The sequence below is a fragment of the Pseudomonas sp. URIL14HWK12:I5 genome, assembly GCF_900176445.1.
GTDB lineage: Bacteria > Pseudomonadota > Gammaproteobacteria > Pseudomonadales > Pseudomonadaceae > Aquipseudomonas > Aquipseudomonas monteilii.
In genome coordinates, this window is sequence record NZ_FWXQ01000002.1 from 41,905 (window position 1) to 53,918 (window position 12,014).

The 12,014-nt window shown below is 60.8% G+C and carries 10 protein-coding genes; 9 read left to right on the forward strand and 1 reads right to left on the reverse strand.

The genetic code is table 11. The features are described from left to right. The first annotated feature begins 127 nt into the window (after positions 1 to 127). The gene (locus B9A31_RS04695; RefSeq protein ID WP_009684718.1) at positions 128 to 382 is read left to right on the forward strand and encodes a YkgJ family cysteine cluster protein; all 255 of its coding nucleotides are present in this window, start codon (positions 128 to 130) and stop codon (positions 380 to 382) included. 33 nt (positions 383 to 415) lie between these two features. Next, complete coding sequence (locus B9A31_RS04700) at positions 416 to 1,021, forward strand: START domain-containing protein (protein ID WP_025753288.1); 606 nt, start codon at positions 416 to 418, stop codon at positions 1,019 to 1,021. 99 nt (positions 1,022 to 1,120) lie between these two features. On the opposite strand, the gene gltA is transcribed toward B9A31_RS04700, so the two are convergent. After that, the gene (gltA, locus tag B9A31_RS04705) at positions 1,121 to 2,410 is read right to left on the reverse strand and encodes a citrate synthase (protein WP_016711651.1); all 1,290 of its coding nucleotides are present in this window, start codon (positions 2,408 to 2,410) and stop codon (positions 1,121 to 1,123) included. A 352-nt stretch (positions 2,411 to 2,762) separates the two neighbouring features. Between gltA and sdhC the strand changes: the two genes are divergently transcribed. The 7 genes from sdhC (at position 2,763) to lpdA (ending at position 11,877) form a co-directional block, all read left to right on the forward strand. Next, a complete protein-coding gene (gene sdhC, locus B9A31_RS04710; RefSeq protein ID WP_012315350.1) occupies positions 2,763 to 3,149 on the forward strand; it encodes a succinate dehydrogenase, cytochrome b556 subunit in 387 nt (128 codons plus the stop codon). Then, positions 3,143 to 3,511: a succinate dehydrogenase, hydrophobic membrane anchor protein gene (sdhD, locus tag B9A31_RS04715; RefSeq protein ID WP_003254214.1), complete on the forward strand. Its 369-nt coding sequence runs from the start codon at positions 3,143 to 3,145 to the stop codon at positions 3,509 to 3,511. Before sdhC ends, sdhD begins: the two co-directional genes overlap by 7 nt. A 3-nt stretch (positions 3,512 to 3,514) precedes the next feature. Beyond that, the gene (gene sdhA, locus B9A31_RS04720) at positions 3,515 to 5,287 is read left to right on the forward strand and encodes a succinate dehydrogenase flavoprotein subunit (RefSeq protein ID WP_016711650.1); all 1,773 of its coding nucleotides are present in this window, start codon (positions 3,515 to 3,517) and stop codon (positions 5,285 to 5,287) included. A gap of 11 nt (positions 5,288 to 5,298) precedes the next feature. Continuing rightward, entirely contained in the window at positions 5,299 to 6,003 is a 705-nt protein-coding gene (locus B9A31_RS04725) for a succinate dehydrogenase iron-sulfur subunit (RefSeq protein WP_016711649.1), read from the forward strand. Between the two features lie 246 nt (positions 6,004 to 6,249). Continuing rightward, entirely contained in the window at positions 6,250 to 9,081 is a 2,832-nt protein-coding gene (locus B9A31_RS04730) for a 2-oxoglutarate dehydrogenase E1 component (RefSeq protein WP_084296706.1), read from the forward strand. 42 nt (positions 9,082 to 9,123) lie between these two features. Then, positions 9,124 to 10,347, forward strand: a complete 1,224-nt coding sequence (gene odhB, locus B9A31_RS04735) for a 2-oxoglutarate dehydrogenase complex dihydrolipoyllysine-residue succinyltransferase (RefSeq protein ID WP_028614360.1) — start codon at positions 9,124 to 9,126, stop codon at positions 10,345 to 10,347. Between the two features lie 93 nt (positions 10,348 to 10,440). Next, positions 10,441 to 11,877, forward strand: coding sequence for a dihydrolipoyl dehydrogenase (gene lpdA, locus B9A31_RS04740; protein WP_003254207.1), 1,437 nt, complete (start codon positions 10,441 to 10,443; stop codon positions 11,875 to 11,877). The last annotated feature ends 137 nt before the right edge of the window (positions 11,878 to 12,014 follow it).

Sequence of the window (12,014 nt, forward strand, 5' to 3'; positions counted from 1 at the left end):
TCAAACTGACTGCCGGGTCACTGCACATTTCATCGTGCCAGTAATTTCAAACGCCTGTTTGAGCGGTTACTATCCAGGGACGTTCGTCCCGTTTTGTTCCAGGGAGTCCTGATTTTGGTGAATAGCCATGAATTGTCGTGAGGGCTGCGGTGCCTGCTGCATCGCCCCGTCCATCACTTCTGCGATGCCGCGCATGCCCAATGGCAAGCCGGCGGGCGAGCGCTGCCTGCACCTGACGGCTGCCAACCTCTGCGACCTGTTTGGCAAGCCCGAGCGGCCGGCGGTGTGCGGTGGCTTCAAGGCGGATGTCGAGGTGTGCGGCAGCGACCGTGACGAGGCAATCAGGATTCTGGGTTGGTGGGAGCAGATGACGGCGGCGTGAGAGGCTGGATCTTCGACAACAAGGATAAACATGATGAGATCGTTCAAGCGTATTGCACTGCTGTGTGGCATGGGTGTTTTGCTGTCGCCGGTGGCCTGGGCCGAAAACTGGCAAGTGGCCAAGGACGAGGAGGGGATCAAGGTATCTCTCAGTGAAGTAGCCGGTTCCAAGTACAAGGCCTATCAAGGCGTTACCGTGATCAAGGCGCCGCTGGCCAAGGTGCAGGCGTTGCAGGAAGACGTGGTCGGCGCCTGTGCATGGATTCACGAGTGCAAGTCGCAAAAGCTGCTCAAGCATGAAGGCGACCAGAGCTGGACCTACACCCAGTTCAACACGCCGTGGCCAGTGACGCCGCGTGATTCGGTGTTGCATATCACCACGGTCAAGGGGGCTGATGGCAGCTTGACCCGTAATCTGGTCGAAGAGCCGACCTATGTCCCGGAAGAGAAGGGCTTTGTGCGGGTGGCGAAAGTGGAAGGCTTCTGGAAACTGGTGCCCAAGGGTGACAGCACCGAAGTGACCTACCAGGTGCACACCGAGCCGGGTGGTAGCGTGCCGGCGATGGTGGCCAACAAGTTCGTGGTGGATGCGCCGTTCAATACCCTGAAAGGGCTGCGGGAGCGGGCTGAGAAGAACTGAGGTTTGGTGTTGCCTGTGCCGGCCTCTTCGCTGGCACAGGAAAAAGCCAATAAAAAAAGGCTGCCCAAGGGCAGCCTTTTTGCGTTCGGCCAGTAAAGCTTACTTGCGGTCCTGCAGCGCAACGATGTCGCGCTTCTGCTCGCCGGTGTACAGCTGGCGCGGGCGGCCAATCTTGTACGGGCTGGAGAGCATTTCTTTCCAGTGCGAGATCCAGCCCACGGTACGTGCCAGGGCGAAGATCACGGTGAACATGCTGGTCGGAATGCCGATCGCCTTGAGGATGATCCCCGAGTAGAAGTCGACGTTCGGGTACAGCGAGCGCTCGATGAAGTAAGGATCGGTGAGGGCGATCTCTTCCAGGCGCATGGCCAGTTCCAGCTGCGGGTCGTTCTTGATGCCCAGCTCGCGCAGGACTTCGTCGCAGGTCTGCTTCATCACGGTGGCGCGCGGGTCGCGGTTCTTGTACACGCGGTGACCGAAGCCCATCAGCTTGAACGGGTCGTTCTTGTCCTTGGCCTTGGCGATGAACTTGTCGATGTTCGAAACATCGCCGATTTCATCGAGCATGGTCAGTACGGCTTCGTTCGCACCGCCGTGGGCCGGACCCCACAGTGCGGCGATACCGGCGGCGATACAGGCGAACGGGTTGGCACCCGACGAGCCGGCCAGGCGAACGGTGGAGGTGGAGGCATTCTGTTCGTGGTCGGCATGGAGGATGAAGATCCGGTCCATTGCCTTGGCCAGTACCGGGCTGATCGGTTTGATCTCGCACGGGGTGTTGAACATCATGTGCAGGAAGTTTTCCGCGTACGACAGGTCGTTGCGCGGGTACATCATCGGCTGGCCCATGGAGTACTTGTAAACCATCGCGGCCAGGGTCGGCATCTTGGCGACCAGGCGCACCGCGGAAATTTCGCGGTGTTGCGGGTTATTGATATCCAGGGAGTCGTGATAGAACGCCGACAGGGCGCCGACCACGCCACACATCACCGCCATCGGGTGAGCGTCGCGACGGAAACCGTTGAAGAAGGACTTCAGCTGCTCGTGAACCATGGTGTGGTTCTTGACGGTGCTGACGAACTGGGCCTTCTGCTCGGCATTCGGCAGTTCGCCGTTGAGCAGCAGGTAGCAGGTTTCGAGGTAGTCGGATTGTTCGGCGAGTTGTTCGATCGGGTAGCCGCGGTGCAGCAGGATCCCTTTGTCGCCGTCAATGTAGGTGATCTTCGACTCGCACGAGGCAGTCGCCATGAAACCAGGGTCGAAGGTGAAGTGACCAGTGGCCCCCAACCCGCGGACGTCGATTACATCAGGACCAACGGTGCCGGTTAAAATGGGCAGCTCGACGGGGGCAGCGCCCTCGATGACCAACTGCGCTTTTTTGTCAGCCATGTGGCCTCCTATTAATGCTAGAAATCATCAGACAGACCCCCCACGCAGGGCCCGCACCACTATAGAGGGATAAATTCAGATGTCAATTTGCCTAAAGGCTTGTTGAATCAAGCATTCAAGCCTGATTTTTCCCGAAATTCTCGCCCATTTACGCCTTTTGTTCGCTAAAGGCAATGCGCTATTTGGGCTACCCCGTCACGTTGTCATAAGCAGCCTAACTGTCTATACTCGGCACCCGACCGCCAGGGGCTTGCAAGCCCGAACTGCTGGGGGTCGCCGTTCCCTGGGTGGTGGGTACCTGACCAGTACACTTACCAACAACTTTGCCCTGATTCGCTAGGGGCTCTTCAGTGTGAAAAAAGCCGTGAAAAGCCAACGACCTGTAAACCTAGACCTAAGGACCATCAAGCTCCCCGTCACTGCGTACACGTCCATCCTGCACCGTATCTCCGGCGTCATCCTGTTCCTCGGCCTTGCCATCATGCTTTATGCACTGGGCAAGTCGCTGGGTTCCGAGGAAGGCTTCGGTGAGGTGAAGGCGTGTCTGACCAGCCCGCTGGCCAAATTCGTGACCTGGGGGCTGCTGTCTGCCCTGCTTTATCACCTCGTGGCAGGTGTTCGTCACCTGATCATGGACATGGGTATCGGTGAGACGCTGGAAGGCGGCAAGCTGGGCTCGAAAATCGTGATCGTCATCTCCGTGGTGCTGATCGTTCTGGTGGGAGTTTGGGTATGGTAACCAATGTCACGAACCTGTCGCGTTCGGGCCTCTATGACTGGATGGCGCAGCGCGTTTCTGCGGTCGTTCTCGCGGCTTACTTCCTCTTCCTGATCGGCTACGTGGTCGCCCACCCAGGCATCGACTACACCCAGTGGCATGGTCTGTTCTCCAACAACGCGATGCGGATCTTCAGTCTGCTGGCCCTCGTTGCCCTGGGCGCTCACGCCTGGGTCGGCATGTGGACCATTGCAACCGACTACCTGACGCCTATGTCGTTCGGCAAGTCGGCAACTGCGATTCGTTTCCTGTTCCAGGCGGTATGCGGCGTTGCGATGTTCGCTTACTTCGTCTGGGGTGTGCAGATTCTCTGGGGTATCTGATCCATGGCTAGCATTCCAACCATTTCCTTCGACGCCATCATCATCGGTGGCGGCGGCGCCGGCATGCGCGCCGCGCTGCAACTGGCTCAAGGCGGCCACAAGACTGCCGTAGTCACCAAGGTCTTCCCGACCCGTTCGCACACTGTATCCGCCCAGGGTGGCATCACCTGTGCCATCGCTTCGGCCGACCCGAACGACGACTGGCGCTGGCACATGTACGATACCGTCAAGGGCTCCGACTACATCGGTGACCAGGACGCTATCGAATACATGTGTCAGGAAGGCCCGGCTGCGGTCTTCGAACTGGACCACATGGGCCTGCCGTTCTCGCGTACCGAAACCGGTCGTATCTACCAGCGTCCGTTCGGTGGCCAGTCCAAGGACTTCGGTAAAGGTGGCCAGGCTGCCCGTACCTGTGCCGCTTCCGACCGTACCGGTCACGCGCTGCTGCACACCCTGTACCAGGGCAACCTGAAAGCAGGCACTACCTTCCTCAACGAGTACTACGCGGTTGACCTGGTGAAAAACCAGGACGGCGCGTTCGTCGGTGTGATCGCAATCTGCATCGAAACCGGCGAAACCATGTACATCAAGTCCAAGGCCACCGTTCTGGCCACTGGCGGTGCCGGTCGTATCTACGCCTCCACCACCAACGCCCTGATCAACACCGGTGACGGTATCGGCATGGCCCTGCGTGCAGGCGTACCGGTGCAGGACATCGAGATGTGGCAGTTCCACCCGACCGGTATCGCCGGCGCCGGTGTACTGGTAACCGAAGGTTGCCGTGGTGAAGGTGGCTACCTGATCAACGCCCACGGCGAGCGCTTCATGGAGCGTTACGCGCCGAACGCGAAAGACCTGGCCGGCCGCGACGTGGTTGCCCGTTCCATGGTCAAGGAAATCATCGCCGGCAACGGCGTGGGCCCGAACAAGGACCACGTACTGCTGAAGCTGGACCACCTGGGCGAGGAAGTGCTGCACAGCCGCCTGCCAGGTATCTGCGAACTGTCCAAGACCTTCGCCCACGTCGACCCTGTGGTCGCGCCTGTTCCGGTCGTACCGACCTGCCACTACATGATGGGCGGCGTTGCCACCAACATTCATGGCCAGGCCATCACCATGGACGCCGAAGGCAAGGACCAGATCATCCCGGGTCTGTTCGCCGTGGGTGAAGTGGCGTGCGTATCGGTACACGGTGCCAACCGCCTGGGCGGCAACTCGCTGCTCGACCTGGTGGTATTCGGTCGCGCCGCTGGCCTGCACCTGGAAAAATCGCTGTCCGACGGCGTGGAATACCGCGACGCCAGCGACACCGATATCGATGTGGCCCTGAACCGCCTGAACAAGCTCAACGAGCGTACTTCTGGCGAAGACGTTGCCAGCCTGAAGCGCGAGCTGCAGAGCTGCATGCAGAACTACTTCGGTGTATTCCGTACCGGCGAATACATGCAGAAGGGTATCGAGCAGCTGGCCGGCCTGCGTGACCGCATCGCCAACGTCAAGATCAACGACAAGTCCCAGGCCTTCAACACCGCGCGTATCGAAGCGCTGGAGCTGCAGAACCTGCTGGAAGTCGCCGAAGCTACCGCCATCGCGGCCGAAGCCCGTAAAGAGTCCCGCGGCGCTCACGCCCGTGAAGACTTCGAAGACCGTGACGACGAAAACTGGCTGTGCCACACCCTGTACTACCCGGGTGAGAAGCGCGTTGCCAAGCGTGGCGTCAACTTTGCGCCGAAGACTGTTCCAGCCTTCGAACCAAAAGTCCGGACTTACTAAGGGTGGCTGCTATGTTGAAAGTCGAAGTTTATCGTTACAACCCGGACACCGACTCGGCGCCCAAAATGGAGTCGTTCGACGTCGATACCGGCGGCAAGGACCTGATGGTTCTCGATGTATTGGCGCTGATCAAGGAAAAGGACGAAGGTTTCTCGTACCGTCGCTCCTGCCGTGAAGGCGTGTGCGGTTCCGACGGCATGAACATGAACGGCAAGAACGGCCTGGCCTGCATCACCCCGCTGTCGGCGGTGGTGAAGGGCAACAAGCTGGTGCTGCGTCCGCTGCCAGGCCTGCCGGTCATTCGTGACCTGGTGGTCGACATGAGCATCTTCTACAAGCAGTACGAGAAGGTGAAGCCGTTCCTGCAGAACGATACCCCGGCACCGGCCATCGAGCGCCTGCAGTCGCCGGAAGACCGTGACAAGCTGGACGGCCTGTACGAGTGCATCCTGTGCGCGTGCTGCTCGACGTCCTGCCCGTCGTTCTGGTGGAACCCGGACAAGTTCCTGGGCCCGGCTGCACTGCTGCAAGCCTACCGCTTCCTGGCTGACAGCCGCGATACCAAGACTCAGGAGCGCCTGGCGTCCCTGGATGACCCGTTCAGCGTATTCCGCTGCCGCGGGATCATGAACTGCGTAAACGTTTGCCCGAAAGGTCTGAACCCGACCAAGGCAATCGGTCACGTACGTAACATGCTGCTGCAAAGCGGCACCTGATACAAAGTGTTGTACCTGCAGTAAGCCGAGGTGCGGGTGGTGAGCCCGCACTGAGGTAAAACCCGAACAAGGGCCCACAAAGCCTGCGTTCATTACCTATGAAGATATGAGACCAGCAGGGGCTTTCCGGGCTGGTACCCGGAAAATCAGCAGGATCCAAGTGGCGTGGTTCAGTCGCTGTATTCGGACTTTTCCAGGTTTGCTGTGGCTCTCGCCGATCAGTCCCCTAATCGAGGGTGACCAAGCATGCAAGAAAGCGTGATGCAGCGCATGTGGGAAAGCGCCCACCTTTCAGGTGGTAACGCTGCATATGTGGAAGAGCTCTACGAGCTCTACCTGCACGACCCTAACGCTGTGCCAGAAGAGTGGCGCACCTACTTCCAGAAGTTGCCCGCCGACGGCAGCACCGCTACCGATGTATCGCACTCGACAATCCGCGACCATTTCGTACTGCTGGCAAAGAACCAGCGCCGCGCCCAACCGGTATCCGCCGGGAGCGTGAGCAGTGAACACGAGAAGAAGCAGGTTGAAGTTCTGCGACTGATCCAGGCCTATCGTATGCGCGGCCATCAGGCTGCCAAGCTCGACCCGTTGGGGTTGTGGCAGCGTCCTGCGCCCGTAGACCTGTCGATCAATCACTACGGCTTGACCAATGCCGATCTTGATACGACCTTCCGTGCCGGCGACCTGTTCATCGGCAAAGAGGAGGCGAGCCTACGCGAGATCTTCGAGGCGCTCCAGAAGACATATTGTCGCACCATTGGCGCCGAGTTCACCCACATCGTCGATTCCGAGCAGCGCAGCTGGTTCCAGCAGCGCCTGGAAAGCGTGCGCGGTCGTCCGGAGTTTTCCGCTGACGTGCAGGCTCACCTGCTCGAGCGCGTGACGGCCGGTGAAGGCCTTGAGAAATACCTGGGCACCAAGTACCCAGGCACCAAGCGTTTCGGCCTTGAGGGCGGCGAAAGCCTGATCCCGATGCTGGACGAGATGATTCAGCGCTCCGGCTCCTACGGCACCAAGGAAGTCGTGATCGGCATGGCCCACCGTGGCCGTCTGAACGTCCTGGTGAACACCTTCGGCAAGAACCCGCGCGAGCTGTTCGACGAGTTCGAAGGCAAGAAGATGAACGAGCTGGGCTCCGGTGACGTGAAGTATCACCAGGGCTTCTCCTCGAACGTGATGACCGCCGGTGGCGAAGTGCACCTGGCCATGGCGTTCAACCCGTCCCACCTGGAAATCGTATCGCCAGTGGTCGAAGGTTCGGTGCGCGCCCGTCAGGACCGCCGCAACGACACCGTTGGCGACAAGGTACTGCCGATCTCGATCCACGGCGACGCAGCGTTCGCCGGCCAGGGCGTGGTCATGGAAACCTTCCAGATGTCGCAGACCCGCGGTTTCAAGACCGGCGGCACCGTGCACATCGTGATCAACAACCAGGTGGGTTTCACCATCAGCAACCCGCTGGACGCGCGCTCTACCGAGTACGCCACCGACGTTGCCAAGATGATCCAGGCGCCGATCCTGCACGTGAACGGCGATGACCCGGAAGCGGTGCTGTTCGTCACCCAGCTGGCGATCGACTACCGCATGCAGTTCAAGCGTGACGTGGTGATCGACCTGGTCTGCTACCGTCGTCGCGGCCACAACGAGGCCGACGAGCCAAACGGTACCCAGCCGCTGATGTATCAGCAAATCAGCAAGCAGCGCACTACCCGTGAGCTGTACGCCGAGGCACTGATCCAGGCTGGCCGCATCGATGCCGAGCGCGCCCAGGCCAAGATCGACGAGTACCGCAACGCGCTGGACAACGGCCTGCACGTTGTGAAGAGCCTGGTCAAGGAGCCGAACCGCGAGCTGTTCGTCGACTGGCGCCCGTACCTGGGCCATGCCTGGACCGCACGTCACGACACCCGTTTCGACCTCAAGACCCTGCAAGACCTGTCGGCCAAGCTGCTGGAAATCCCGGAAGGCTTCGTCGTTCAGCGTCAGGTCGCGAAGATCTACGAAGACCGCCAGAAGATGCAGGCCGGTGGCTTGCCGATCAACTGGGGCTATGCAGAGACCATGGCTTACGCCACCCTGCAGTTCGAAGGTCACCCGATCCGCATGACCGGCCAGGACATCGGCCGTGGCACCTTCTCGCACCGTCACGCGGTGCTGCACAACCAGAAGGACGCCAGCACCTACGTACCGCTGAAGAACCTGTTCCCGGGCCAGCCGATGTTCGAGCTGTACGACTCCTTCCTGTCGGAAGAAGCGGTACTGGCGTTCGAATACGGCTACTCCACCACCACGCCGAACGCGCTGGTGATCTGGGAAGCCCAGTTCGGCGACTTCGCCAACGGTGCGCAAGTGGTGATCGACCAGTTCATCACCAGCGGCGAGCACAAGTGGGGCCGGCTGTGTGGCCTGACCATGCTGCTGCCCCACGGTTATGAAGGGCAGGGCCCGGAGCACTCCTCCGCGCGTCTGGAGCGTTACCTGCAGCTGTGCGCCGAGCACAACATCCAGGTGTGCGTACCGACCACCCCGGCTCAGATCTACCACCTGCTGCGTCGTCAGGTCATCCGTCCGCTGCGCAAGCCGCTGATCGTGCTGACGCCAAAGTCGCTGCTGCGCCACAAGCTGGCCGTCTCTACCCTGGAAGACCTGGCCGAGGGCTCGTTCCAGACCGTGATCCCGGAAATCGACACCCTCGATCCGGCCAAGGTCGAACGCCTGGTCCTGTGCGGTGGCAAGGTTTACTACGACCTGCTGGAAAAACGCCGTACCGAAGGCCGCGAAGACATCGCCATCGTGCGTATCGAGCAGCTGTATCCGTTCCCGGAGGACGACCTGGTCGAAATCCTGGCGCCGTACACCAACCTCAAGCATGCGGTCTGGTGTCAGGAAGAGCCGATGAACCAGGGCGCCTGGTACAGCAGCCAGCACCACATGCGCCGTATCCTGGGCCGCCTCAACAAGGCGCTGGTCCTGGAATACGCCGGCCGCGACGCTTCTGCCGCGCCAGCCTGTGGTTACGCTTCGAAGCACGCCGAACAGCAGGAAAAACTGCTGCAAGACGCCTTCACTGTCTAACGCCTTCGCGCACCTGAAACCGAATTTAAGGAAACACTGATAATGGCTATCGAGATCAAAGCCCCAACCTTCCCGGAATCGGTTGCCGATGGCACCGTTGCCACCTGGCACAAGCAGCCGGGCGAAGCCGTCAAGCGTGACGAGCTGATCGTCGACATCGAGACCGACAAGGTCGTCCTGGAAGTGCTGGCCACCGCCGACGGCGTGCTGGGCGCCATCGTCAAGGGCGAGGGCGACACCGTCCTGTCCGACGAAGTGCTGGGTTCGATCGTTGAAGGCGGCGCTGCCGCCGCTGCACCTGCTGCTGCCCCGGCCGCTGCTGCTCCGGCTGCCGCTGCTGCCGATGCTGGCGAAGACGACCCGATCGCTGCCCCGGCCGCGCGCAAGCTGGCTGAAGAAAACGGCATCGACCTGGCTGCCGTTGCCGGCACTGGCAAAGGTGGCCGCATCACCAAGGAAGACGTCGTAGCTGCCGTCGCCAACAAGAAGTCGGCGCCTGCCGCTGTCCCGGCTGCCAAGCCTGCTGCCGCTGCTGCTGCCCCGGTTGTCGTCGCCGCTGGTGACCGCACCGAGAAGCGCGTGCCGATGACCCGCCTGCGTGCCAAGATCGCCGAGCGTCTGGTCGAAGCCCAGTCGAGCATGGCCATGCTGACCACCTTCAACGAAGTGGACATGACCGAAGTCATGGCCCTGCGTTCGAAGTACAAGGACCTGTTCGAGAAGACCCACAACGGCGTACGCCTGGGCTTCATGTCGTTCTTCGTCAAGGCCGCCACCGAAGCCCTGAAGCGCTTCCCGGCTGTCAACGCCTCGATCGACGGCAACGACATCGTCTATCACGGCTACGCCGACGTCGGTGTTGCCGTGTCCAGCGACCGTGGCCTGGTGGTACCGGTACTGCGTAATGCCGAGTCGATGAGCCTGGCTGAAATCGAGAACGGCATCGCCACCTTCGGCAAGAAGGCCCGTGACGGCAAGCTGGCCATCGAAGAGATGACCGGTGGCACCTTCACCATCACCAACGGTGGTACCTTCGGTTCGATGATGTCGACCCCGATCGTCAACCCGCCGCAGGCCGCTATCCTCGGCATGCACAACATCATCCAGCGTCCGATGGCCATCAATGGCCAGGTCGTGATTCGCCCGATGATGTACCTGGCGCTGTCGTACGATCACCGCCTGATCGATGGCAAGGAAGCGGTAACCTTCCTGGTCACCATCAAGAACCTGCTGGAAGATCCGTCTCGCCTGCTGCTGGACATCTAACCCTCTGGCTGCGTACCGTGCCGGCCCTGGCTTCGCAAGAAGCCATGCCGCGCGGTTCGCGGCTTGTAGCTTGTAGCTGATAAGGAATCTTTTATGACCCAGAAATTCGACGTAGTGGTGATTGGTGCAGGTCCTGGCGGCTATGTGGCTGCCATCAAGGCTGCCCAACTTGGTCTGAAGACTGCCTGTATCGAGAAGTACACCGACGCCGAGGGCAAGCTGGCCCTGGGCGGTACCTGCCTGAACGTAGGTTGCATTCCTTCCAAGGCGCTGCTGGACAGCTCCTGGAAATACAAGGAAGCCAAAGAGAGCTTCAACGTCCACGGTATCTCCACGGGTGAAGTGAAGATGGACGTCGCCGCGATGGTTGGCCGCAAGGCTGGCATCGTCAAGAACCTGACCGGTGGCGTTGCCACCCTGTTCAAGGCCAACGGCGTTACTTCGATCCAGGGCCACGGCAAGCTGCTGGCAGGCAAGAAAGTCGAAGTCACCAAGGCTGACGGCACCACTGAAGTCATCGAAGCCGAGAACGTGATCCTGGCTTCCGGTTCGCGCCCGATCGACATTCCGCCGGCTCCGGTCGACCAGAACGTCATCGTCGACTCCACCGGCGCCCTGGAATTCCAGGCCGTACCGAAGCGCCTGGGCGTTATCGGTGCCGGCGTGATCGGCCTGGAGCTGGGCTCGGTCTGGGCTCGCCTGGGTGCTGAAGTCACCGTCCTGGAAGCCCTGGACACCTTCCTGATGGCTGCTGACACCGCCGTGTCGAAAGAAGCCCAGAAGACCCTGACCAAGCAAGGCCTGGACATCAAGCTGGGCGCTCGCGTCACCGGCTCGAAAGTCAACGGCAACGAAGTTGAAGTGACCTACACCAACGCCGAAGGCGAGCAGAAGATCACCTTCGACAAGCTGATCGTTGCGGTCGGCCGTCGCCCTGTAACCACCGACCTGCTGGCGGCCGACAGCGGCGTGACCATCGACGAGCGTGGCTACATCTTCGTCGACGACTACTGCGCTACCAGCGTGCCGGGCGTATACGCCATCGGTGACGTGGTACGCGGCATGATGCTGGCCCACAAGGCCTCGGAAGAGGGCATCATGGTTGTCGAGCGCATCAAAGGCCACAAGGCCCAGATGAACTACGACCTGATCCCTTCGGTTATCTACACCCACCCGGAAATCGCGTGGGTCGGCAAGACCGAACAGGCCTTGAAGGCCGAAGGCGTTGAGGTTAACGTGGGCACCTTCCCGTTCGCGGCCAGCGGCCGTGCGATGGCAGCCAACGACACCGGTGGTTTCGTCAAGGTCATCGCCGATGCCAAGACCGACCGCGTCCTGGGTGTACACGTGATTGGCCCATCGGCTGCCGAACTGGTGCAGCAGGGCGCAATCGCAATGGAATTCGGCACCAGTGCCGAGGATCTGGGCATGATGGTCTTCAGCCATCCAACCCTGTCCGAAGCGTTGCATGAAGCAGCGCTGGCAGTGAATGGCGGCGCCATTCACGTGGCCAACCGTAAGAAGCGTTAATTATAAGAAACCACGGCGGGCAGCCCGTCGTGAGTCTTGCGTGCATGACTCACCGCGGAACGTCCGCCGGACCGGATCACACGGGAAAACCCGGGGTCAACGGTCACAGGTGGTGCGGCGCCAGTAATGGCGCAGCG